Annotated in this window: 22 protein-coding genes, 1 tRNA gene and 1 pseudogene; 12 read left to right on the top strand and 12 right to left on the bottom strand. The window is 32.3% G+C overall.

The annotated features are described in order from the left end of the window. Together ACIQ2I_RS01415 and ACIQ2I_RS01420 are read right to left on the bottom strand one after the other, a co-directional pair. A pseudogene (locus tag ACIQ2I_RS01415) lies at nt 1-707 on the bottom strand (dihydroorotase); the annotation flags it as partial. Beyond that, nucleotides 708-1430, bottom strand: a complete 723-nt coding sequence (locus tag ACIQ2I_RS01420) for a polyprenol monophosphomannose synthase (RefSeq protein ID WP_396180654.1) — start codon at nt 1428-1430, stop codon at nt 708-710. It abuts the pseudogene before it with no gap. A 98-nt stretch (nt 1431-1528) separates the two neighbouring features. Between ACIQ2I_RS01420 and ACIQ2I_RS01425 the strand changes: the two genes are divergently transcribed. Together ACIQ2I_RS01425 and ACIQ2I_RS01430 are read left to right on the top strand one after the other, a co-directional pair. Then, nucleotides 1529-2194 carry a DUF4271 domain-containing protein gene (locus ACIQ2I_RS01425; RefSeq protein ID WP_396180655.1) on the top strand — a complete coding sequence of 222 codons (666 nt, stop codon included), beginning with the start codon at nt 1529-1531 and terminating at the stop codon, nt 2192-2194. Nucleotides 2195-2216: 22 nt separating this feature from the next. Next, nucleotides 2217-2966 (top strand): uroporphyrinogen-III synthase, encoded by a 750-nt coding sequence (locus tag ACIQ2I_RS01430; protein ID WP_396180685.1) that lies wholly within the window; start codon nt 2217-2219, stop codon nt 2964-2966. A 111-nt stretch (nt 2967-3077) separates the two neighbouring features. Here the strand turns inward: ACIQ2I_RS01430 and pckA are convergent, their stop codons facing one another. Together pckA and ACIQ2I_RS01440 are read right to left on the bottom strand one after the other, a co-directional pair. Next, the gene (pckA, locus tag ACIQ2I_RS01435; RefSeq protein WP_396180656.1) at nt 3078-4703 is read right to left on the bottom strand and encodes a phosphoenolpyruvate carboxykinase (ATP); all 1626 of its coding nucleotides are present in this window, start codon (nt 4701-4703) and stop codon (nt 3078-3080) included. A 72-nt stretch (nt 4704-4775) separates the two neighbouring features. Continuing rightward, nucleotides 4776-5159: a DUF423 domain-containing protein gene (locus ACIQ2I_RS01440; RefSeq protein ID WP_396180657.1), complete on the bottom strand. Its 384-nt coding sequence runs from the start codon at nt 5157-5159 to the stop codon at nt 4776-4778. A 118-nt stretch (nt 5160-5277) separates the two neighbouring features. Here ACIQ2I_RS01440 and ACIQ2I_RS01445 point away from each other — a divergent pair, with 118 nt between their 5' ends. Further along, the gene (locus tag ACIQ2I_RS01445) at nt 5278-6639 is read left to right on the top strand and encodes a saccharopine dehydrogenase family protein (protein WP_396180658.1); all 1362 of its coding nucleotides are present in this window, start codon (nt 5278-5280) and stop codon (nt 6637-6639) included. Nucleotides 6640-6704: 65 nt separating this feature from the next. Here ACIQ2I_RS01445 and ACIQ2I_RS01450 read toward each other — a convergent pair whose 3' ends face one another. Both ACIQ2I_RS01450 and ACIQ2I_RS01455 read right to left on the bottom strand, forming a co-directional pair. Beyond that, entirely contained in the window at nt 6705-7406 is a 702-nt protein-coding gene (locus tag ACIQ2I_RS01450; RefSeq protein ID WP_396180659.1) for a zinc metallopeptidase, read from the bottom strand. A gap of 91 nt (nt 7407-7497) precedes the next feature. Continuing rightward, on the bottom strand, nt 7498-10596 hold the full coding sequence (locus ACIQ2I_RS01455) for a leucine--tRNA ligase (RefSeq protein WP_396180660.1): 3099 nt from the start codon (nt 10594-10596) through the stop codon (nt 7498-7500). Between the two features lie 158 nt (nt 10597-10754). Here ACIQ2I_RS01455 and ACIQ2I_RS01460 point away from each other — a divergent pair, with 158 nt between their 5' ends. The 4 genes from ACIQ2I_RS01460 to truB are packed head-to-tail and all read left to right on the top strand — an operon-like array spanning nt 10755 to nt 13490. Then, nucleotides 10755-11630, top strand: coding sequence for a cell division protein FtsX (locus tag ACIQ2I_RS01460; RefSeq protein ID WP_396180661.1), 876 nt, complete (start codon nt 10755-10757; stop codon nt 11628-11630). Nucleotides 11631-11674: 44 nt separating this feature from the next. Further along, complete coding sequence (locus tag ACIQ2I_RS01465) at nt 11675-11920, top strand: DUF3098 domain-containing protein (protein WP_353079584.1); 246 nt, start codon at nt 11675-11677, stop codon at nt 11918-11920. 56 nt (nt 11921-11976) lie between these two features. Continuing rightward, complete coding sequence (locus ACIQ2I_RS01470) at nt 11977-12786, top strand: undecaprenyl-diphosphate phosphatase (protein WP_396180662.1); 810 nt, start codon at nt 11977-11979, stop codon at nt 12784-12786. Beyond that, nucleotides 12786-13490, top strand: coding sequence for a tRNA pseudouridine(55) synthase TruB (gene truB, locus ACIQ2I_RS01475; RefSeq protein WP_396180663.1), 705 nt, complete (start codon nt 12786-12788; stop codon nt 13488-13490). The genes ACIQ2I_RS01470 and truB overlap by 1 nt, the downstream gene beginning before the upstream one ends. On the opposite strand, the gene ACIQ2I_RS01480 is transcribed toward truB, so the two are convergent. Further along, complete coding sequence (locus ACIQ2I_RS01480; protein WP_396180664.1) at nt 13456-14046, bottom strand: thioredoxin family protein; 591 nt, start codon at nt 14044-14046, stop codon at nt 13456-13458. The genes truB and ACIQ2I_RS01480 overlap by 35 nt on opposite strands. A gap of 141 nt (nt 14047-14187) precedes the next feature. Between ACIQ2I_RS01480 and pyrH the strand changes: the two genes are divergently transcribed. Further along, nucleotides 14188-14895 (top strand): UMP kinase, encoded by a 708-nt coding sequence (gene pyrH / locus ACIQ2I_RS01485; RefSeq protein ID WP_396180665.1) that lies wholly within the window; start codon nt 14188-14190, stop codon nt 14893-14895. An 80-nt stretch (nt 14896-14975) separates the two neighbouring features. Further along, complete coding sequence (gene frr, locus ACIQ2I_RS01490; protein WP_396180666.1) at nt 14976-15539, top strand: ribosome recycling factor; 564 nt, start codon at nt 14976-14978, stop codon at nt 15537-15539. A 61-nt stretch (nt 15540-15600) separates the two neighbouring features. Here the strand turns inward: frr and ACIQ2I_RS01495 are convergent, their stop codons facing one another. Continuing rightward, nucleotides 15601-16617 carry an NAD-dependent epimerase/dehydratase family protein gene (locus ACIQ2I_RS01495; protein ID WP_396180667.1) on the bottom strand — a complete coding sequence of 339 codons (1017 nt, stop codon included), beginning with the start codon at nt 16615-16617 and terminating at the stop codon, nt 15601-15603. Between the two features lie 196 nt (nt 16618-16813). Between ACIQ2I_RS01495 and asnS the strand changes: the two genes are divergently transcribed. The 3 genes from asnS (at nt 16814) to ACIQ2I_RS01510 (ending at nt 20459) form a co-directional block, all read left to right on the top strand. Further along, on the top strand, nt 16814-18262 hold the full coding sequence (gene asnS, locus ACIQ2I_RS01500) for an asparagine--tRNA ligase (protein ID WP_396180668.1): 1449 nt from the start codon (nt 16814-16816) through the stop codon (nt 18260-18262). Nucleotides 18263-18346: 84 nt separating this feature from the next. Continuing rightward, nucleotides 18347-19819, top strand: a complete 1473-nt coding sequence (gene rpoN / locus ACIQ2I_RS01505) for an RNA polymerase factor sigma-54 (RefSeq protein WP_396180669.1) — start codon at nt 18347-18349, stop codon at nt 19817-19819. A gap of 145 nt (nt 19820-19964) precedes the next feature. Further along, nucleotides 19965-20459, top strand: a complete 495-nt coding sequence (locus ACIQ2I_RS01510) for a hypothetical protein (RefSeq protein WP_396180670.1) — start codon at nt 19965-19967, stop codon at nt 20457-20459. Here the strand turns inward: ACIQ2I_RS01510 and ACIQ2I_RS01515 are convergent. From ACIQ2I_RS01515 to ACIQ2I_RS01530, 4 genes are all read right to left on the bottom strand, one after another. Then, nucleotides 20447-21085 (bottom strand): porin family protein, encoded by a 639-nt coding sequence (locus ACIQ2I_RS01515; RefSeq protein WP_396180671.1) that lies wholly within the window; start codon nt 21083-21085, stop codon nt 20447-20449. The two genes, ACIQ2I_RS01510 and ACIQ2I_RS01515, sit on opposite strands and share 13 nt — an antisense overlap. Before the next feature lie 45 nt (nt 21086-21130). Next, nucleotides 21131-21215 (bottom strand) — tRNA-Ser (locus ACIQ2I_RS01520). Nucleotides 21216-21219: 4 nt separating this feature from the next. Continuing rightward, on the bottom strand, nt 21220-22257 hold the full coding sequence (locus ACIQ2I_RS01525; protein WP_396180672.1) for an asparaginase: 1038 nt from the start codon (nt 22255-22257) through the stop codon (nt 21220-21222). Between the two features lies 1 nt (nt 22258). Next, a complete protein-coding gene (locus tag ACIQ2I_RS01530) occupies nt 22259-23386 on the bottom strand; it encodes a 1-acyl-sn-glycerol-3-phosphate acyltransferase (RefSeq protein WP_396180673.1) in 1128 nt (375 codons plus the stop codon). Nucleotides 23387-23440: the final 54 nt, after the last annotated feature.

Genomic DNA, 23440 nt, shown 5'->3' on the forward strand with positions numbered 1-23440 from the left:
AAAACATGCAACCTAGCTCCGGTTTTTTTAGCCAATTCAATAACCTTAACTGTAGATTCGTAACAAGCGGCTACACTTCTAATTTCTGGGTGTTTCGTTACAGGAATGTCATTACCATAGATTTCTTCGAATTTAGCTAAATTATTTTTTACAATAGTTTCGTCTTCGCTATGAACAGCTATCAATAGTTTCGTATTAGAAAATATTTTTTCTAACGATGCTGAACTATCTACTAACATATCACCAGTAGATGAGCCTAAAAACAATTTTAAACCGGCAACATTTTTAGGATTTGTTTTTAAAATTTCTTCTAAATTATCATTAGTGCCGCCCATCATAAAAGAATAGTTGGCATGAGATGTTTTGGAAGCAATTTGATATTTATCTTCTAAAAGTTCTTGAGTTACAGCGTTTGGAACCGTGTTGGGTTGTTCAATATAAGAGGTAATTCCACCTGCAACGGCGGCTTTACTTTCTGATGCAATGTCACCTTTGTGCGTAAGACCAGGCTCTCTAAAATGAACTTGATCATCAATGACACCCGGTATTAAAAAACTGCCTTCTGCATCAATAATTATACAATCTGAAGATTTAGCACTTATATTATTTGCAATCTGTCGGATTATTTCATTCTCAATTAATACATCTCCTTCAAAGACGCTCCCTTCATTTACAATTCTTGCATTTTTAATTAAAAATGTACTCATTTATAGTTTGTTAAATATTTTTCTAATTCGTAACATAATCACCCCAATTACGGCTTCACGAATAATGGCGCCACTCATTTTGGATTCGCCTAACGTTCGGTCTGTAAAAATAATTGGCACTTCTTCAATTTTAAATTTATTTACAAAGGCACGATATTTCATCTCAATTTGAAATGCGTATCCTACAAATTTAATTTTATCTATATTTATGGTTTCTAAAACAATTCGTTTATAACAAATGAATCCTGCCGTGGCATCATGAATTTGCATTCCGGTAATAAATTTTACATAAACAGAAGCAAAATACGACATTAATACTCGGCTTAAAGGCCAGTTAACCACGTTTACACCTTTGGAATATCTTGAACCAATTGCCACATCGGCACCGTTTTGACAAGCCAAATATAATTTTTCTAAATCGTTTGGATTGTGAGAAAAATCGGCATCCATTTCGTAAATATATTGATAATTATGCGATAATGCCCATTTGAAACCATGAACATAAGCAGTTCCTAAACCTGATTTTTTAGTTCTAACTTCTAAAAATAATTTTTCAGGATATTTTTTTTGTAATTCGGCAACTTTTTGAAACGTTTCATCTGGCGAATTATCATCCACAATTAATACGTGGAAACTTGAAGGTAATTGAAAAACAGCGTGGATAATCCGTTCAATATTTTCAATTTCGTTATATGTAGGTATAATTACTATTCCTGCTGACATGTTATTTTGATTACTTTACAAAATTAAGTTATTTTTATATTTATTTTCTTAATAATTTTATAATTTATTTGAGTTATTTTTTTTGTTACTTTTGTGTTATGAAAATCATACTACTATCAGAACGAATTTTAGTTAACAAAGATTGGGCAACCTTATTATTTGTATTAGCAATTGCTATTGTTGCTATTAATAAAACAATTTTCTCAGTTAGATTTAATGAATTTATTAAATTAGGTTATTCTGAAAAGTATAATAAGATATACAAAGACACTAATAATTTATTGAGTTGGTTTACGATTTCAATGTTTGTTATTCAATTAATTTCGTTTTCGTTTTTTATTTTATTGATGTTGAGTTATTTTAATTACACTAAAACAGAAAATTACATTACTTATATCCAAATAATTACATTTTTATTTGTTTTTATTTTATCAAAATTTTTAATTGAAAAAATTATAGGCACAGCAATAAATTCTGAGAGTTTAGTAGATCAGTTTAATCTAATAAAAGTAAATTATAGAGCTTTTTTAGGATTTGTATTATTGCCTATAAATATTGTTTTGTTTTATAATACTTGGCCAATACGGGAAGTTTTTTATATAATAGTAAGTATTTTTTTATTTTATAACGTTTTTACTTACTATTTTTTGGTAAAAACATATCAAAAGACAATTTTAGACAAATTGTTTTATTTTATTTTATATCTTTGCACGCTTGAAATACTACCATATTATTTCATGTACTATTGGGTAACGAAAAATTAGGAATTTGTTAGATATGTCAAATTTGAAAGTAAAAACTATTTTGGTTTCGCAACCAGAACCAAAAGTGGACAATTCTCCATATCACGATTTGCAAAATAAATTTAAGGTTAAAATTGATTTTAGACCTTTTATTCATATTGAAGGCGTTTCAGCTAAGGAAGTAAGAACGCAAAAAATTGATTTAAACAATTTTACAGCAATTATATTTACAAGTAAAAATGCCATTGATCACTTTTTTAGAGTTGCCGAAGAAATGAGGTATAAAATCCCTGAAGATTTAAAATACTTTTGTCAATCTGAAGCAGTTGCGTTTTATTTACAAAAATATGTAGTATACAGAAAACGTAAGATTTATGTTGGCCAGAAAGATTTTGCTGATTTAGCACCGCTTATAAAAAAATACAAAGACGAAAAATTTTTATTACCAAATACAGATCAATTGAATCATGATGTTCCTCAAACACTTGATGGTTTAAAAGTAGATTGGAAACAAGGGATTTTCTATAAAACAGTAATGAGTGACTTATCTGATTTAAAAGACGTTTATTATGATGTGTTGGCCTTCTTTAGTCCAACAGGAATAAAATCGTTGTTTATGAATTTTCCAAATTTTGAGCAAAATAATACTAGAATTGCTGTATTTGGACCAACCACTCAGAAAGAAGCTTTAGATCATGGATTACGGGTAGATATTTTAGCACCAGCTCCAGGAACACCATCCATGACAGGTGCTTTGGAAAAATATGTGGCAGAAGCAAATAAAGGAAAATAATTTTTTATATATAAATTAAAAAAAGCGTTCAGATAAGAACGCTTTTTTTTTGCACAATAAAACGTCTTGATTTTCAAGACGTTTTATAAGCAAGTTTTAATTTGTTAGGTTTTATAATTTTGGCCCCGCTTTTACTAAAGCAGCGCCTTCTTCATTATCTGTATATTGGACAAAATTCTTAATAAAACGAGTCGCTAAATCTTCAGCTTTTGTATCCCATTCTTTAGGATTTGAATAAGTATTTCTTGGATCCAAAATAGTATCATCAACATCGTGTAATGAAGTAGGCACTTCAAAATTAAAAACGGGCACAATTGTAGTAGCTGCTTTTTCAATTGAACCGTCTAAAATTGCATCAATTATAGCACGAGTATCTTTAATTGAAATCCGCTTTCCAGTACCATTCCACCCCGTATTTACCATATAGGCAGTAGCTTGGTGTTCTTCCAATTTTTTCACTAACTCTTCCCCATATTTTGTTGGATGTAAAGTTAAAAAAGCTTTTCCAAAACAAGCCGAAAACGTTGGCTCTGGTTGCGTTACCCCTCTTTCTGTTCCAGCTAATTTAGCTGTAAAACCAGATAAAAAATAATATTTAGTCTGTGCTGGTGTTAATTTTGAAACTGGCGGCATCACTCCAAAAGCATCAGCAGTTAAAAAGATGACTTTATTTGCGTGTCCAGCCTTAGAAATAGGTTTAACAATATTGTCAATATGATAAATAGGGTAAGAAACACGAGTATTCTGCGTTACAGATCCATCTTTGAAATCAATTTTACCATTGGCATTAACGGTAACATTTTCTAACAACGCATCTTTTTTTATTGCTTTAAAAATATCAGGTTCGTTTGCGGCACTTAAATCGATGGTTTTTGCATAGCAACCACCTTCGAAGTTAAACACACCATCATGGTCCCAGCCATGTTCGTCATCGCCGATTAATTCGCGTTTTGGATCTGTTGATAAAGTTGTTTTTCCTGTTCCAGAAAGTCCGAAGAAAACGGCTACATCGCCATCTTTTCCTTTATTTGCAGAGCAATGCATCGATGAAATTCCTTGTAAGGGTAAGTAATAATTCATTAAAGCAAAAAGCCCTTTTTTCATTTCGCCACCGTACCAAGTACCACCAATTAACTGAATTTTTTCTGTTAAGTTAAAGGCAACATACACTTCCGAATTTAATCCGTGAGCAGCGTAATCTTTAAATGATGTTTTAGAACCGTTCATCACTACAAAATCTGGTTCGCCAAAGTTGGCTAACTCTTCTTTTGTTGGTCTGATAAACATATTTGTTACAAAATGCGCTTGCCAAGCCACTTCCATTATAAATCTAACTTTTAATCGCGTATTTTCGTTGGCACCACAAAACGCATCCACCACAAAAAGTCTTTTTTCAGATAATTGTTTGGCAGTTGTTTCTTTTAACGCATTCCAAGTTGTTGTTGAAATGGGTTTGTTGTCGTTAACGGCTTTTTCAGAATTCCACCAAATGGTATTTTCTGTTGTGCTGTCTTTTACAATATATTTGTCTTTTGGGGAACGGCCTGTAAATTCACCTGTCATCACATTAACAGCACCAAGTTCTGTTAATTGACCTTTTTCATAACCTTTTAGGTTGGTGTTTAATTCTTCGTTATAAAGTAAATCGTATGAGGGGTTATATACGATTTCTGTAACATTTTTGATTCCATATTTTTCTAACGAAATCGATTTCGTAAATTGAGCGTAGGTATCCATAAAATTATTAGTTATGTTGCTTTTGTTTGAAGTGCAAAATTAAACAATAATTTGACAAATACGCGTTTTCTGTTATTTTTTCGTTAAAATAACGTAAAATAAGTATCCCCAAGATAGGATAAGAAGTAGCCCTCCTATTGGGGTTATAGGGCCAATAAGTTTTGATTTAATTCCAGTTAAGCCATTAGTTGTTAATGCATAAATGGAACCTGAAAAAAATAATACACCCGTTAAAGTCAAATAAAACACGATTGTTTTTTCCTTTAATGTAATGATTTGTGTGACACCAATAAACAATAAAAACAGTGCATGATACATTTGATATTTTACACCTGTTTCAAAAGAATTTAATTGTTCAATAGTTAGTGTTTTTTTTAGGGCATGCGCGCCAAATGCTCCAAATATAATTGCTAAAAAGCCCAAAGCACATGCTGCAAGTAGTATTTTCTTTTCCATGGATTTTGTTTTATCTCTTCACAAATATAATAAACCTCAAAACAAGTTTTTTATAAATGCTTGTTTTTATTTTTTAGAAATATAACATTTCATTACCTTCGTGTGATATTATAGTAAAATGAGAAAGATATTAATTATAGGAGCAGGCCGATCTGCCTCTTCACTTATAAAATATTTATTAGATAAATCAGAAGCCGAAAAATTATTGGTTACTATTGCCGATTTATCTGAAGATTTGGCCCAAAAGAAAACTGGAAACCATAAAAATGCGCGTGCCATTTGTTTTGATGTTTGTAATGAATTTCAGCGTAAACAAGAAATTCAACTAGCGGATATTGTTATTTCAATGTTACCGGCTCATCTTCATATAGAAGTTGCTAAAGATTGTATTATTTATAAAAAAAACATGATTACCGCATCGTATATTAGTGAAGAAATGAAGAGTTTAGATTTTCAAGCTAAAGAAAGCCAAATTGTATTGATGAATGAAATTGGTTTAGATCCAGGAATAGACCACATGAGTGCCATGAAAATTATGGACGAAATTAAATACAAAGGTGGAAAAATCATTCTTTTTGAATCTTTTTGTGGCGGATTAGTTGCACCTGAAAGTGACACCAATTTATGGAATTATAAATTTACATGGAATCCAAAAAATGTTGTTTTAGCTGGTCAAGGTGGCGCGGCAAAATTTATACAAGAAGGTACTTATAAATATATCCCTTATCATAAATTATTTAGAAGAACAGAATTTTTGGAAGTAGAAGGTTTTGGAAGATTTGAAGCCTACGCTAACAGAGATTCATTAAAATATAGAGAAATTTATGATTTACAAAATATAGACACTTGTTATCGTGGAACCATAAGAAGAGTAGGTTTTTCAAAAGCTTGGGACGTTTTTGTGCAATTAGGCATGACAGACGACAACTATATTATTGATGATTCTGAACACATGAGCAATCGAGATTTTGTGAATTTATTTTTGCCTTATCACCCAACAGACTCGGTAGAAATTAAATTCAGACATCAATTAAAAATAGATCAAGACGATGTAATTTGGGACAAACTTTTAGAATTAGATTTATTTAATAAATCGGTAGTTACGGGTTTAAAAAATGCCACGCCAGCTCAAATGTTAGAAAAAATATTGTCATACAAATGGACATTACAACCTGAAGATAAAGACATGATTGTGATGTATCATAAAATTGGTTATGAAATAAATGGCGAACAAAAACAAATTGATTCCACAATGGTTTGTTTAGGAGACGATCAAACGTATACTGCGATGGCAAAAACTGTGGGATTACCAGTAGCTATTGCTACTTTGAAAATTTTAAATGGCAAGATACAAACAACAGGTGTGCAATTGCCTATTTCTAAAGAAGTATACCTTCCAATTTTAGAAGAATTAGAAAAGTATGGCGTAGTTTTTAAAGAATTTGACGTACCTTATTTGGGATACGATTATTATAAATAAATAAAAAAATCCAAATTCCAAAATTAATTTTGGAATTTGGATTTAATATTTTGGACCTTTAAGAATTAATCTCTTGGTCCTAGTATTCTATATGCCCAGTATAATAATGAAGCTAACGCACCTAAAGCGGCAACTAAATAGGTTCTGGCAGCCCATTTTAAAGAATCTTCAGCGCCAGCATATTCTTCTTGACCTAACATATTTTTGTTTTTCAACCAAGCTAAAGCACGATTACTTGCATCATATTCAACAGGTAAAGTAATAAAACTAAATGCCGTTGCCACAGCCATTAAAGCTAAACCAGCAACAGCCACATAAAATCCAATGCCAGATTTTGAAGCGAATCCTAAAATAATTCCACCCATAATTAACCATTGCGACATACTTGACGACACATTAACCATTGGTACCATTTTAGAACGCATCGTTAGCCATTCGTAGGCTTGTGCGTGTTGTACCGCGTGTCCAACTTCATGAGCGGCTACTGCTGCCGAAGCGGCATTTCGTTGGTTATAAACGGCTTCTGATAAATTCACCGTTTTATCTACTGGATTATAATGGTCTGTTAATCTTCCTGGAGTAGAAATGACTTTTACATCACTAATGCCATGATCGGCAAGCATTTTTTCTGCAATTTCAGCACCAGACATTCCGTTTCTTAAGGTAAGTTTTGAATAATGTGCAAATTTGCTTTTTAAACGAGAGCTCACTATCCAACTAAAAAGCGCGATCACTCCAATAATAATCATGTAAGGTAAATCAAACATAGTTTTTAATTTTTAAAATTACTAAATAAATATCAAATTTTGAGCCAAATTTTAAAAATGACATTTTGACATTGTTAATAAAGCACAAAATCTATCCAACCAAATTAATAATTTTCCCTGGAACAATAATCACTTTATTCGGAGTTCTACCTTGCAATTGTCCTTGTGTGCGCTCATCTGCCATTACGATTTCTTCAATTTGAGCGGCTGTTAAATCCAAAGGCAACTTAATAGTAAAACGCATTTTTCCATTAAATGAAACCGGATATTCTTTTTCAGATTCTACCAAATATTTTTCTTCAAATTTTGGAAAAGTAACTGTTGCGATCGAACCTTTATGACCTAAACCACTCCATAATTCTTCCGCAATATGTGGCGCATATGGCGAAACTAAAATAGCTAAAGGTTCTAAAATAGCTCTATGATTACATTTTAATTGTTGCAATTCGTTGACGCAAATCATAAATTGAGAAACCGAGGTATTGAAGGAGAAATTCTCAATGTCTTCCGTTACTTTTTTAATGGTTTTATGTAACGATTTGTACATTTCTGCAGTTGGTTCATCATTTACGATAACCGAACCATTATCATCAAAATACAAACGCCATAATTTTTTTAAGAAACCAGAAACACCTGTAATTCCAGCTGTATTCCAAGGTTTAGATTGCTCTAAAGGCCCTAAAAACATTTCGTACAAGCGTAAGGTATCGGCACCATATTCATCACAAATATCATCTGGTGAAACTACATTATACTTTGATTTCGACATTTTCTCAACTTCGCGACCAACAATGTATTTTCCGTTTTCTAAAATGAATTCGGCATCTTTATAATCAGCATATAATGGATGCGCTTTGAATTTTTCGATGTCTAATTCATTTGTGATATCATTGATTACGGATAAGTCAACGTGTATTGGAACTAAATCCTTTGAATATTTTATTTCTCCTATTCCTTTTGATGACTTATTTGCAGACTCTATAAAATTTTCTGTCGTTTCTATAATTTTATCAATTTCATAAACTTCAACTCCTTTAGAGTATTTGTCATACATTGATTTAGATAGAATATAAGTTTTCTTTTGAGGTATTTTTTTTAATTCAACTTCTCTAGGCAAATCAACGGTGTAATCTATAACATAGAAAGTAATAGAAAAACGATAAACATAAGCACTCATTCCCAAAATCATTCCCTGATTGATCAGTTTTTTGAAGGGTTCTTCAGTAGGAGCATACCCTCTGTCTTTTAAGAATTTATTCCAAAAACGAGCGTATAATAAATGTCCGGTTGCGTGCTCGCTTCCGCCAATGTATAAATCTACGCTTTCCCAATATTTTAAGGCATCTTCGTTAGCAAACGTTTCGGAGTTATGTGCATCCATATAACGCATCCAATACCAAGAAGAGCCTGCCCAACCCGGCATCGTGTTCAATTCTAATGGGAAAACTTTTATATTGTCTATCAACTCACAACTCACAACTCCCGACTTTTCAACGTCCCAAGCCCAAACAGTCGCGTTACCTAATGGAGGTTGTCCGTCTTCTGTTGGCAAGTATTTTTCTACTTCTGGTAATACAATTGGCAAGTGTTTTTTGTCAATCATTTGTGGCAAGCCATTCACATAATATACCGGAAAAGGTTCGCCCCAATAACGTTGACGAGAGAAAACAGCATCACGTAAACGGTAATTTACTTTGGCATTTCCTGCGCCTATTTTTTCTAAAGCTTCGATGGCTTTTTTCGTTCCGTTTTTGTAATCTAATCCATTTAAGAAATCAGAATTTACCAATTCGAATCCGCCTTTTTCACCAAAAGCTGCTGCTGAAATATCTTGATTGAAAATATTTTTTATTTCTGGCATTCCGTGCGTTCCTTTGAAGAAATTTGCGAAAGCATAATCACGTTCATCGCCACAAGGAACCGCCATAACAGCACCTGTTCCATAACCCGCCAACACATAATCGCCAATCCAAACCGGAATGGGTGCTGCCGTGAAAGGATGTTCGGCATACGCACCAGAAAATACACCAGAAATCGTTTTTACATCGGCCATTCTTTCACGTTCTGAACGTTTTGCTGTCGCTTCCACATAGGCTTCCACCGCTGCTTTTTGTTCTTGGGTGGTAATTTGCGCAACCAATTCGTGTTCTGGGGCAAGTGTCATAAATGTTACGCCGTAAATCGTATCAGGTCTGGTCGTAAACACATTGATATAGTCGAAGGTCGAAGGTCGAAGGTCGAAAGACTCAGATTGTGTTTGACTTTCCGACTTTTGACTTTTGACTTTAAACGAAACCGTTGCTCCAACTGATTTTCCAATCCAATTTCGTTGCGATTCTTTGATAGATTCACTCCAATCGATATCGTTTAATCCATTTAATAATCTTTCTGCGTAAGCCGAAATTCGCATACTCCATTGTGTCATTTTCTTTCGAACAACTGGATATCCACCACGCTCTGAAACGCCGTTTACAATTTCGTCATTCGCCAAAACGGTTCCTAATGCGGCACACCAATTGACTTCAGTTTCCGCTAAATAAGTTAATCTATATTGTAAAAGTATTTTTTGTTGTTGAACTGATGAAAAAGCGTTCCATTCTGCTGCAGAAAACGGCACGATATTTTCATCACAAACGGCATGTACTTGCGTGTTTCCGTTTTCCCCAAATTCTTGTAGTAACGTGCAAATGCTTTCTGCTTTATCGGTCGTTTTATTGTACCAAGATTCAAATAATTGAATAAAAATCCATTGGGTATGCTTGTAATAGTCTGCATTAGAGGTGCGAACTTCTCTGCTCCAATCGAAAGAAAACCCAATTCTGTCCAACTGATTTCTGTATCCTCGAATTGTATTTCCCGATTTATCGATTCCACCTTCAATATTCATTCGAGTCGTATCTGCAGGATGTTGTCCTGTTTGAATCGCATATTGTTCAGCCGGTAAACCAAAGGAATCGTACCCTTGCGGATGCAATACATTAAATCCTTGATGTCTTTTATAACGTGCTACAATATCTGAAGCGATATAACCTAACGGATGTCCCACGTGCAATCCAGCTCCAGAAGGATACGGAAACATATCTAATACATAGTATTTAGGTTTATCCGATTGATTAGACGCAGCAAAAGTTTGGTTTTTTGCCCAATAGTGTTGCCATTTGGCTTCTATTTTTTCGTGGAAATATTTCATTTCAATTTTCTATAGTCTTGTTTTCTGATTTATATTATCTTTTTAACCGAAAAATAAGGTACAAATTTACATTTTTATATACTAATGATAAAACTTTGTTGTTATATTCTGTGTAAACAAAATTTCTTTACTATTTTTACAGCATAATTAGTAAACTTATGGCACAATCATTTGAACAATATCAACGTAGAAGATTAATTTCTTCTTATTTTTCAGTAGTTTTCAGTATTTTTTTAGTGCTTTTTTTATTAGGTGCTTTGGGATTATTTGTAATTAATTCTGAAAAAATTTCTAACGATTTTAAAGAAAACATTCCTATGAGTGTGTATTTTAAAGATGAAGCGAATGATACAATTCTAAATGCTTTTGATACGGAATTGAAAAATTCAAAGTTTATAAAATCATACGATTTTGTAACCAAAGAAGAAGCTGCTAAAAATAATCCGGATATAGTTGGTAAGGATTTCATGGAATTTTTAGGATTCAATCCGTTACAAAATTCTTTTGATATTCATTTAAAAAGTAATTATGTAACCAAAGAAGAAATTAAAAAAATAGAAAATAATTTTAAAAGAAATAGCAATATTTCTGATATTATTTACGATAAAGAATTGGTAGAATTGGTAAATGAAAATGTATCTGAAATTAGTTTTTGGATTTTAATTATAAGTACGGTTTTAACTTTTGTTGCCATGTTGTTAATTAATGGTTCAATTCGTTTGTCGGTTTATTCACATCGATTTACCATTAAAACCATGCAAATGGTTGGCGCTACAAAAACATTTATTAGAAAGCCATTTATTAAAACTAGTATTTTGTTAGGAATAATCGGTGCTGTTTTAGCTATAATTGGTTTAGTATTTTTAGCCTTTTATATTGATGGTTTATTTCCAACTTTAGGCATTGCAAAAGATTATGCATCTATTGCCATCGTTGCTTTTGGTATATTGTTAATTGGTGTTATTATTACTTGGTTGAGCACCTATTTTGCAACCACTCGTTTCTTAAATTTAAGAACGGACGATTTGTATTAGTCTAATGAAAAGTGATTAGTGAATAGCATTTTTATAAAAAAATTATGAAAGAAAACACAAAAAAGCCCGAATTTTTATTCAGTGCTACCAATTATAAAATATTAATTATCGGATTAGTGGTTATTGCTTTAGGATTTATTTTAATGAGCGGTGGTGCCAACGAAAATCCAAATGTATTTAATGAAGACGTATATAGTTTCAGAAGAATTAGGTTAGCGCCAACAGTTGTATTAATCGGATTCGGAATTACAATTTATTCGATTTTAAAGAAGTCGAAATCTGAAAATTAATTTATATTTTTAAGATTCTGTGTTTCTAAGAATCTAAGAATCTAAGAATCTAAAAAATGGATTTACTTCAAGCTATTATCATTGCCATTATTGAAGGCATAACAGAATATTTACCGGTTTCTTCTACAGGACATATGATTTTTGCCAGTTCTTATTTCGGAGTTGAAAAAGAAGAATTTGTAAAATTATTTCAAGTTTCTATACAATTTGGAGCCATTTTAGCTGTTGTTGTTTTGTATTGGAAAAAGTTTTTCGATTTCTCGAAATGGCAATTCTTCATCAAATTAGCTTGCGCAGTTGTTCCCGCTTTAGTTTTAGGAAAATTATTTGATGATAAAATTGAAGCCGTTTTAGAACATCCAACACCTATAGCAGTTGTGCTAATTTTCGGAGGAATTATTTTACTATTCGTAGATAGATTTTTCAAAAACCCAACCATTCATAAAGAAGAAGATATTACCATAAAAAAAGCGGTTGCAATAGGTTTTTGGCAATGTTTGGCCATGATGCCCGGCACGAGTAGAAGTGCAGCAAGTATTATTGGAGGCATGCAACAAGGCTTAACTAGACAAGCAGCAGCTGAATTTTCTTTCTTTTTAGCCGTGCCAACTATGTTAGCGGTTACCTGTTATTCGGTGTTTTTGAAAACCTATGATAAAAGTGGTTTAAAAGGTTTCGAGTTAATTTTGAAAACAGAAGACAATACTAAAATGTTTGTAATTGGAAATTTAGTTGCGTTTGTGGTAGCAGTTTTAGCTATTAAGTTTTTCATTGAAATCATTAAAAAATACGGATTTAAACCTTGGGGTTGGTACAGAATTATCGCAGGAATTCTATTGTTAGCTTACTTTAATTTATATAAATAATGAAAGCAGAAGACTACCAAGAAGGACAAATTTTATTAATTGATAAACCACTAAAATGGTCGTCTTTTCAAGCTGTAAATAAATTAAAATTTGGGTTAATTAAGGAATTAAAATTACCTAAAAAATTCAAAATTGGTCATGCGGGAACATTAGATCCGTTGGCTTCGGGTTTATTGCTAATTTGCACTGGAAAATTTACCAAAAGAATAGAAGAATTACAAGGTCAAGCAAAGGAATATAGGGGGACCATAACGGTTGGCGCCACAACGCCGTCATACGATTTAGAAACAGAAATCAACGAAAGATTTCCAACAGAACATATTTCAGAAGCTTTAATTTACGAAACTTTACCGCAATTTATTGGTGAAATTGACCAAAAACCACCTGTTTTTTCAGCAATTAAAAAAGACGGAAAAAGGTTGTACGAATCAGCTCGTGCTGGCATTGAAGTGGAAATAAAAACCAGAAAAGTAACGGTTTCCGAATTTGAAATTACCAGAATTGCCTTGCCCGAAATAGATTTCAGAATTGTATGTAGTAAAGGAACGTACATTCGCTCCATCGCATACGATTTTGGATTAGCTTTAAAATCAGGAGGTCATTTAACGGCACTTCGTAGAACAAAAATCGGAAATTACTCGGTAGAAAATGCTACGGAACCAGAAGCTTTTATTGAAGCATCCCAACAATCTCCTTCATTGTAGAAGTTCCTTTATCGTTTAAATACCATTTTTGTAGTGCAATTTTTGCAGTTTCATCTACAATTCCATTTTTAGCTTTGTAATCTAAAATTAGGTTTTTTGCAGCTTTTGGCCGCGGCCCCCAATGATTGATTAGATTTAAGTTTTCATCTAAAATCAGTAATTTTGGAATGGATTTTGCACCATTGGTTAAAAACTGGTTCATCAAGACTTCGTTTTCATCACGTAAAACTATTTTCAAGTCAATTTTTTCAGAAGCATCTGACATTAATTTGATAATTGGTAATATTTGAGCGGCATCGCCACACCAACCTTCGGAAATTATTAACCAAGTCTGTTTTGATGCAATATTTTGTAATGTTTTTTCTACTTCGGCATCTAATTTAAGCGTTTTTTCTAAGCGTTTCATTCGTACTTCATTCAATTCAGAATAATGTAATAAATCGGCACTTTGTTCGTGTCCTGTCGATTTTCCTTCGCTAATTAATTTTGAAATTTGGGTCCGGTATTCATTATAAGAAAGACTATTTTGAAAAGCAAATTGGATAATAGATACCATAACAGGGAAATTATTTTTTACAAATTTAAAATAAAAAATGAGCATTTATGTAATTTATGTTACACAGAAATGATGTTTCTAAATCAAATTGTTTTTTTGATACCAGATAATAATTATATTTGCAACACTAAAAACATCACCATGAGTTACAAAAGAATCCTTCTTAAATTAAGCGGAGAAGCCTTAATGGGCGAAAGACAGTACGGAATTGATCCGAAAACTTTAGCAGATTATGCTTCAGAAATCAAACAAATTCACGATCAAGGTGTAGAAATCGCCATTGTTATTGGCGGGGGAAATATTTTTAGAGGGGTTTCTGGCGCAAGCAACGGGATGGATAGAGTGCAAGGAGATTATATGGGAATGTTAGCCACAGTTATTAACGGAATGGCGCTTCAAGGCGCATTAGAAGATGCAGGAATGCAAACCCGTTTACAAACCGCATTAAAAATTGAAGCTATTGCAGAACCATATATAAAAAGAAGAGCTACAAGACACTTAGAAAAAGGCAGAATTGTAATTTTTGGCGCCGGAACTGGAAATCCCTATTTTACGACAGATACAGCAGCCGTTTTAAGAGGAATAGAAGTAGGTTGTGATGTGATTTTAAAAGGAACACGTGTAGATGGGGTGTATACAGCCGATCCTGAGAAAGATGCCAGTGCTGTAAAATATGACACCATTACTTTTGATGATGTGTTAGCCAAAGGATTAAATGTAATGGATACTACTGCTTTCACTTTAAGTCAGGAAAATAAATTGCCGATTATTGTTTTCGATATGAACAAAAAAGGAAATTTACTTAAAATTTGTAACGGAGAAACGGTAGGAACAACAGTAACGATATAATTAGATTATTAGAATTTTAGACTATTAGAATACATTTTAGTCTAACAATCTTTAGTCTAACCATCTAAAAATCATAAAAAATGACAGAAGAAATTAATTTTATTATTGATAGTGCAAAAGAATCTATGAATGGTTCGGTAGCGCATTTAGAAAAAGAATTTTTAAATATTCGAGCAGGAAAAGCATCTCCGCAAATGTTAGGAAGTGTTTTTGTAGATTATTATGGGGCACAAACCGCCCTGTCTCAAGTAGCCAATGTTGTAGCTGCTGATGCAAGAACTTTAACTGTAACGCCATGGGAAAAAGCCATGTTGCAACCTATTGAAAAAGCGATTATGATTGCTAATTTAGGGTTGAACCCGATGAACAATGGCGATAATATTATCATAAGTATTCCCGCTTTAACAGAAGATAGAAGACGCGAATTGGTAAAACAAGCCAAAGCAGAAGCAGAAGACGCCAAAGTTGGTATCAGAAATGCTAGAAAAGACGCCAATAACGACATCAAAAAAGAAGAAAAAGACGGTACATCTGAAGATATTTGTAAAATTGCTGAAGATGCAGTTCAAAAACTAACAGATGGTTTTATCAAAAAAATCGATGAGGTTTTCACAGCTAAAGAAGCTGAAATTATGAAAGTATAAATACAAATAACTTTCAATATTTAAAAATCCAAATTCCAATATTAAAAGGAATTTGGATTTTTTATTTCATTTTCTCTATCAACTTTTTTAAATATACTTTCATATCTATAAACTCAAAATCAATGGCGTTTTTAATTTTATTTGTATCGTGCGTTTCTAAATTATATAAAGCGTTTATGGTTGCATTTGTAAGCATTCGTTTTCTGAAAAATAAGATAGAAAAAACAAACTCAAAGATTCTAATTATTTGTAATTGCCATTTTTTTACTTCAAATTTTGGTTTTTTTATTTTGTTGGCTGAGGTCCTCGATGCCAAACTATCTGCAATGCGATCAAATAATTCTTTGTAAGTTATGTCTTTGGCAACTAAAATAAAGCGTTCGCCAGAAATTTTGCTTTTCATTAATCTTATCATGGCTTTTACCACATCGTCTACAGCTACAATTCCGAGTGAGCCAAGTGTATAAAATAATTGCCCTTTTTTTATATTTTGAATAAATAAAGAACTGCCTTCTGTTGGAAATCCATTTCCAAAAATCACACCAGGATTGACAATTACAACGTCCAATCCTTCATGAAAACCGCGCCAGACTTCCATTTCTGAACCAAATTTTGAAATAGAATAATCGCTTCTAATAACTTCGTTGTTTCTTTCCGTTTCTTCATTTATCGATAAATTGTGTTCCGTTCCATTTCCTAATGCCGAAATCGAACTCACATAGCACAATTTTTTTACATCAGAAGATAAGCAACAATTCACCACATTTGCCGTTCCAACTATATTACTTTGATAGAGTTTGACTTCATCTTTCGGATTAAAAGAAACCAGTGCCGCACAATGGTATACATAAGAAACATCAGTATAAGCGATTTCAAGAGAAGGAATATCTAAAATATCGGCTTGTAACCACTCAATTTTTTTAAATTCAGGAAGCTTGTTCTCTTTTTCGAATAAATCTTTAACGTGTTGAAGTTTTTTCTCCGTTCTAAATATTGCCCGAATTGCCTCCTTTTCTTGAGAAAGCTGCAACAATAAATGAAAACCAACTAAACCTGTTCCGCCTGTAACTAATATCATGTTGTAAAAATAGCAAAAAATTAAAACACATAGTCACATAGAACACGTGAAATTAAGTAAATATTTTTATAATTGACTTTGATAAAGTTAAGCTACTTTTAGAAATAACCAACGCAATTTAAACTATAAATTCGTATTTCTAAAACTCAAAAATTCGCACTATATTTGCACTATAAATGAATTTTACGAAAAAATTATGAAGCACATCAGAATTATAGATTTATTAGAAAACACAAAAACGTTACAAGAAGTCAACGCAAAAGGTTGGATAAGAACTTTTAGAAACAATCAGTTTGTAGCGCTAAATGATGGTTCAACACTTAATAATATTCAGTGTGTGGTTGATTTTGAAAACACACCTGAAGAAACGCTAAAACGTATTACTACTGGCGCAGCTATTTCCGTAACAGGACTTTTAATTGAAAGTCAGGGTGCTGGACAAAAAGTAGAAATCCAAGTAACTAAACTTGAGATTTTAGGAGATTCTGATGCTGAAAAATTTCCAATACAACCCAAAAATAAACCAAGTTTAGATTTCTTAAGAGAAAATGCACACTTACGTACCAGAACAAATATGTTTGGCGCTATTATGCGAGTGCGTTCTACTTTATCTTTTGCAGTGCATAAATATTTTCAAGAAAAAGGATTTGTATATGTAAATACGCCGATTATTACAGGTTCTGATGCCGAAGGTGCTGGAGAAATGTTTCAAGTTTCGGCTTTGCCTTTTGACAATACACCAAGAACAGATGACGGAAAAGTAAACTATAAAGAAGATTTTTTCGGCAAACAAACCAATCTTACGGTTTCTGGGCAATTAGAAGCTGAAACATATGCAATGTCTTTAGGGCAAGTATATACTTTCGGACCTACTTTTCGTGCGGAGAATTCAAATACATCTCGTCACTTAGCCGAATTTTGGATGATTGAGCCTGAGGTAGCGTTCAATGATTTGGCTGCAAACATGGATTTGGCTGAAGATTTTATTCAAAATGTAATTAAATATACGATTGATAAATGTCCTGAAGACTTGGAATTTTTAGAAAATCGTTTAATAGAAGAAGAAAAGAACAAACCACAAGCAGAACGTAGCGAAATGGCTTTGTTAGAAAAATTAAATTTTGTTTTAGAGAATAATTTCAAACGTGTTTCGTATACAGAAGCCATTGATATTTTAAAGAATTCGAAGCCAAATAAAAATAAAAAATTCCAATATTTAATTGACGAATGGGGTGCCGATTTACAATCAGAACACGAACGTTTCTTAGTAGAAAAACATTTCAAATGTCCAGTAATTTTATTCGATTATCCTGCCAAAATTAAAGCATTTTATATGCGATTAAATGACGGAACAGAACCAGGAAAAGAAACCGTACGCGCTATGGATATTTTATTTCCAGGCATTGGAGAAATTGTTGGCGGTTCGCAACGTGAAGAACGTTTAGACGTTTTAGTCGAAAAAATGAAAGCGCTAGGTATTGATGAAGAAGAATTATGGTGGTATTTAGATACCAGAAGATTCGGTTCAGCTGTGCATTCAGGTTTCGGATTAGGTTTTGAAAGATTGGTGCTTTTTGTTACGGGTATGACTAACATTCGCGATGTCATTCCTTTCCCAAGAACACCTGATAATGCTGAGTTCTAAAAATTTGTTTCAAGTTTAAAGTTTCAAGTTGTTGTAGATGCAATAACTTGAAACTTGAAACCTTAAACTTTTAAACAAAAAACAATGCTTAAACACAGTTTAAATTTCAAATTATCACAAAAATTATCCCCTCAACAAATACAGTTGATGAAGTTAATTCAATTGCCTACGCAAGCTTTTGAGCAACGTTTGCAAGAGGAAATGGTTGAAAATCCTGCTTTAGAAGGAAGTTTAGACGACAATACAGAATCATTAGAAGATTATAATGACACTTCAAATGACGATGACAATTATGATGATTATGATAACGACCAAATAGATACTGGCGATATTAATATTGATGAATATTTAAGCAATGATGATACGCCTGATTATAAATATCAAAGTAATAATTATAGCGATGACGATGAAGACAGAACGCTCCCTATGGCTGCACAAATTAGTTTCCATCAAGATTTAATTAATCAATTAAATACTTTTATACTTTCAGAAAACGATAGGGAAATTGCTGAATTTTTAGTGGGAAGCATTGAAGATTCTGGTTATATCAGAAGAACCATTCAGGATGTTGTAGATGATATGGCTTTTACGCAAGGGGTTTACACCGACGAAAAAACAGTTGAAAAAGTTTTACATATTGTACAACAACTAGAACCTTCTGGAGTAGGCGCTAGAGATTTACAAGAATGTTTATTGATTCAATTAAAACACAAAACACCAACGGAATCGGTTAATTTAGCCATCTCTTTAATCCAGAAACAATTTGATGCGTTTACTAAAAAACATTACGATAAATTACTGCAAAAATTTGATTGCTCCAGAGAACAATTAAAAAAAGCCATTGAAGAAATAGAAAAATTAAACCCAAAACCGGGTGGAAGTTATGACAGCAACAGTAGAATTGTGGAACATGTGGTGCCAGATTTTACTATTCGTATTGTTGATGGCGAATTAGAATTGCTTTTGAACGGTAGAAATGCGCCAGAATTACATGTTTCTAAAGACTATCAAGAAATGTTGCAAACGTATAAAGTTTCTAACGATAAATCCAATTCACAGAAAGATGCGGTACAGTTTATCAAACAAAAATTAGATTCTGCCAAATGGTTTATTGACGCCATAAAACAACGTCAAGAAACCTTATTTGTAACCATGAACGCCATTATGTATTTTCAACAAGAATACTTTTTAGAAGGTGAAGAGTCTAAGTTAAAACCAATGATTCTAAAGGATATTGCTGATATGATTGGTTTAGATATTTCTACCATTTCTAGAGTAGCGAATAGTAAATATGTAGACACGCCTTACGGAACAAAATTAATTAAAGAATTCTTTTCTGAAGCGATGAAAAACGATCAAGGGGAAGACGTTTCTACCATTGAAATTAAAAATATTTTAGAACGGGTTATCGCAGAAGAAGATAAAAGTAAGCCATTACCAGATGAGGATTTAGCAGCTATTCTGAAAGAAAAAGGGTTTCCTATAGCGAGAAGAACTATTGCCAAGTACCGAGAACAATTAGATATTCCGGTAGCCAGATTGAGAAAAAAAATATAACTTTTCAAAACTATTAAATCTGTTTCTATTGTTAATAAAATATATTTTAAAACCATTTTCATATATTTTTCATCCCATTTTTATTTCTATTTATGGGACAATTCTATATTTTTTATTCGCAAATAATATCAATTATTTGGCAGAAATGTACTTGTTATGTATTCAAATTTTTATTCTTACGATACTTTTACCTATAAGTTTTTATTCGTTATTAAAAGTTATTAAAAAAATAAAATCATTCACAGAAGCCACTCTTGAAGAAAGAAGATTGCCAATTTTTATTCAATTAGTATTGTTGTATTTATTGTTAAAATTTACAATTTTAGAAACCCATTTCCCGGAATTATTTAAGTTTTTTCAGGCTGGTTTTATTAGTGCTTTTTTAGTTTTTATTTCTGTAATGTTAAGGTTTAAAGCAAGTTTGCATATGATAGGTTGTACTTCTTTGGCTGTTTTTGTGTTGATGTTCACTAGTTATTTAGCAATACCAGCACTTAATACTGTAGCTTATTTAATACTTTGTATGGGTTTTGTAGCCTCCTCAAGATTATTTATGAAGGCACATACACCATTAGAGTTGATTGCAGGAATAGTTATAGGCGGTTTGCCACAAATTTTGGTTTGGTTTTATAATATATAAAAGATAAAACCAACATTAAAATTACTCATTTTAGAACCTTCTTTAAAGATTGGATTTATACCATAATAAATATATGGGTTCCAGGTATTAAAACCAACAGAAATATAGGCGCCGTATTGCAAACGATTGATTTCATCTAAAATAGATTCTTTTGTATTTTCTGTTGTGGATTCTAATTTTGAATTAAACACATAACTTGTTTTAAATCCAGTGTAAATTCTCCAAAAACTATGACTATTTGGGGTAGCATTTCGCCATCTGATTTCTAAAGGAAAATCAATACTGTGTGATGAAATTATAGTTCTAATATTTTCAGACGTTGTGTTTTCAGTAGCCCCAACAATTTCTTCAGAATTTATAAATTGTTTGATGTTATTATACGAATAGCCAATACCTGGAGCAATTGCCCAATGCCTGTTTTTAGAAATAGGAATATCTCTCAAAATTCCAAAGTTTACTCCCGGGGAAAAAGAAAATTGCTTAAAGCCTTCTGGCCGATTTTGGATTAAATTATAACTTAAAGAGGCATAAAATTGATCTTCTCTGTAAAGTGAATCTATTTCAATAGGTTTTATTTCTTGTGAGAAACAAAAAAACGGAATCCATAAAAAAAATAATATTCTCATGTGTAATAGTTATTGTTTTTTTTGTCTAAAAACACTACAGTTTTGCAGAGAGGAAGGGATTCGAACCCTCGATATGTTGCCATATACACGCTTTCCAAGCGTGCGCCTTCAGCCACTCGGCCACCTCTCTATTTTTAATCATTCATTTCACCTCGTAAAGGGGTTTCAAAAATAGTCTTAAAAACCGAGCTAGCCACGTTTTGGCCTAACAAATACATTAATTTTGTTATAGCTGCTTCAGTTGTGATGTTTTTTCCAGAAATTAAACCAATTTCTTTTAATCTTGTACTGGTTTCATAAGCGCCCATTAAAACCGCTCCTCCACTACATTGTGTTACATTAATAACATGAATACCACGTTGTATGGCGTTTTCAATTTCATCAATAAACCAATTTTCCATTGGCGCATTTCCTGAGCCATAGGTTTCTAAAACGACACCTTTTAAATTTGGCGTGTGCAAAATAGCGTTTAAAATGGTTTTGTTTATACCAGGAAATAATTTTAAAATAAAAACATTATCGTCAAAACGGGTATTCACTTTTAGTTTTTTAGAAATCTTTTCTTTTAAAAGCACTTCATTATTTACATTTAAATGCACGCCTGACTCTACAAGTTCAGGAAAATTTGGCGATGTAAAAGCGTTAAAATGTTCGGCACTTATTTTTGTAGTTCGGTTTCCTCTATATAATTTATATTCAAAATAAAGTGAAACTTCTTGAATAACAGGCTGCCCTTTTTCTTGCAAAGAAGCAATTTGAATGGCGGTTATTAGATTTTCTTTTGCATCTGTACGTAAATCGCCAATGGGTAATTGAGAGCCCGTAAAAACAATTGGTTTGTTTAAATTTTCGAACATAAAACTTAATGCTGAAGCGCTATAAGACATCGTGTCCGATCCGTGTAACACCACAAAACCTTCAAAATTCGCATAATTTTCTTCAATAATTGAGGCTGTTTTTTGCCAATCTGAAATTTGCATATTGGACGAATCAATTGGTTTTTCAAATGAAACGGTTTCGATATTGCAATCTAATAATTTAAGTTCTGGAATGCCTTTTATTAGTTTTTTGAAATTAAATGCCTTTAGCGCTCCACTATCGGCATCTTTAATCATGCCAATAGTTCCGCCGGTATAAATTAATAAGATATTTGGCTTTTGATTTGCTTTCAATTTATTGGTATTTTAATTTATTAATTACTGGATTGGCATACATAGCTAAAAAACTTTCTTTCATTTTATTGTCATCTGCATTTATTCTTAACTCTAATCTGCGTTCAAAAAGTTGCTTTTCTTTTTCAGTATAATAATCTGAATAAGTAGTGGCTTGATGAAGTATGTCGTAAGCAATATAATTAGTAGGCCAAATTTTGTAGGACTGCAATATAGAATCGTCAATAACTTGTGCTAAAGCTGACATTTGTTTGTTTGTATTAGTTGTTTCTTCAGAAATTAAGTCTAATTCGTGATCTAAAACATCGCCAACATGAATGTGTATGCGTTTTTTCTGCCCAATAATGCCACTTAATAGTGTAATAAAATCTTCGTTTTTTTCTTTAGTATAAATTTCATCATTGGCTTCAGCCATTAATTGAGGAATTTTTAATGCATCCGTTGGGTCATATTCGTAAGAAATAGAAACAGGTACAATTTTAATTTTCTTAAAGAAATCCATATTGTTTTTTTCATCAGAAGCCATTGCCATCATTTTTAAAACCCCAGAATGCGTAGCATCATTCCCATCCTTAGTTCTGCCTTCACGATGCGCAATCCATACCGAACGATTTTCCTTTGCAATCAAACGATACATGTATTCTGATAGTAATTTTGAGCTTTCTAATAATTCTCGTGGTGATAGATTTCTTTGCACTAAAAAATTTCTATTCAGTTTGGAAAGCATTAGTAAAAAATCTTTTTTCACTAAATTATCTCCAATGGCAGAAGCAGTCATTACCAAGCCATGTTCGTGTAAGCATACGTTTAACAAACAGGTGTCTAATATAATATCTCTGTGGTTTGATATAAAAAAATAAGATGTATTTGGCTCCAGTTTTTCAAATCCAGATGTGGTTAGTCCGTCAGAACTTTTTTCTAATATTTTTTTTATGGCGTGGTACGCAAAATTAATTTGAAAATCTCTTATAGAATGTGTACGAAGCAATTGCTCTTTCCAAACTGATTCCTCCGTATTTGGATACGCAAAATCCACCAATGCTTTCATCATAGGATGATTTATGGAAGCACGAATAGCATCGTTTACTTCAGCATCATAAAAAGGACGTATTTTATCAAATTTCGACATACTTTATTTTAATCTACAAAAAAACGAAAAAAATAGGAATTATACGTTAACAAA

The organism is Flavobacterium sp. (assembly GCF_044368995.1).
Taxonomy (GTDB): Bacteria; Bacteroidota; Bacteroidia; order Flavobacteriales; family Flavobacteriaceae; genus Flavobacterium.

Coding starts and splice junctions, on each gene's coding strand:
- ACIQ2I_RS01420 (WP_396180654.1), bottom strand. CDS start 1,430: ATGTCAGCAGGAATAGTAATTATACCTACATATAACGAAATTGAAAAT.
- ACIQ2I_RS01425 (WP_396180655.1), top strand. CDS start 1,529: ATGAAAATCATACTACTATCAGAACGAATTTTAGTTAACAAAGATTGG.
- pckA (WP_396180656.1), bottom strand. CDS start 4,703: ATGGATACCTACGCTCAATTTACGAAATCGATTTCGTTAGAAAAATAT.
- ACIQ2I_RS01440 (WP_396180657.1), bottom strand. CDS start 5,159: ATGGAAAAGAAAATACTACTTGCAGCATGTGCTTTGGGCTTTTTAGCA.
- ACIQ2I_RS01445 (WP_396180658.1), top strand. CDS start 5,278: ATGAGAAAGATATTAATTATAGGAGCAGGCCGATCTGCCTCTTCACTT.
- ACIQ2I_RS01450 (WP_396180659.1), bottom strand. CDS start 7,406: ATGTTTGATTTACCTTACATGATTATTATTGGAGTGATCGCGCTTTTT.
- ACIQ2I_RS01455 (WP_396180660.1), bottom strand. CDS start 10,596: ATGAAATATTTCCACGAAAAAATAGAAGCCAAATGGCAACACTATTGG.
- ACIQ2I_RS01460 (WP_396180661.1), top strand. CDS start 10,755: ATGGCACAATCATTTGAACAATATCAACGTAGAAGATTAATTTCTTCT.
- ACIQ2I_RS01465 (WP_353079584.1), top strand. CDS start 11,675: ATGAAAGAAAACACAAAAAAGCCCGAATTTTTATTCAGTGCTACCAAT.
- ACIQ2I_RS01470 (WP_396180662.1), top strand. CDS start 11,977: ATGGATTTACTTCAAGCTATTATCATTGCCATTATTGAAGGCATAACA.
- truB (WP_396180663.1), top strand. CDS start 12,786: ATGAAAGCAGAAGACTACCAAGAAGGACAAATTTTATTAATTGATAAA.
- ACIQ2I_RS01480 (WP_396180664.1), bottom strand. CDS start 14,046: ATGGTATCTATTATCCAATTTGCTTTTCAAAATAGTCTTTCTTATAAT.
- pyrH (WP_396180665.1), top strand. CDS start 14,188: ATGAGTTACAAAAGAATCCTTCTTAAATTAAGCGGAGAAGCCTTAATG.
- frr (WP_396180666.1), top strand. CDS start 14,976: ATGACAGAAGAAATTAATTTTATTATTGATAGTGCAAAAGAATCTATG.
- ACIQ2I_RS01495 (WP_396180667.1), bottom strand. CDS start 16,617: ATGATATTAGTTACAGGCGGAACAGGTTTAGTTGGTTTTCATTTATTG.
- asnS (WP_396180668.1), top strand. CDS start 16,814: ATGAAGCACATCAGAATTATAGATTTATTAGAAAACACAAAAACGTTA.
- rpoN (WP_396180669.1), top strand. CDS start 18,347: ATGCTTAAACACAGTTTAAATTTCAAATTATCACAAAAATTATCCCCT.
- ACIQ2I_RS01510 (WP_396180670.1), top strand. CDS start 19,965: ATGTACTTGTTATGTATTCAAATTTTTATTCTTACGATACTTTTACCT.
- ACIQ2I_RS01515 (WP_396180671.1), bottom strand. CDS start 21,085: ATGAGAATATTATTTTTTTTATGGATTCCGTTTTTTTGTTTCTCACAA.
- ACIQ2I_RS01530 (WP_396180673.1), bottom strand. CDS start 23,386: ATGTCGAAATTTGATAAAATACGTCCTTTTTATGATGCTGAAGTAAAC.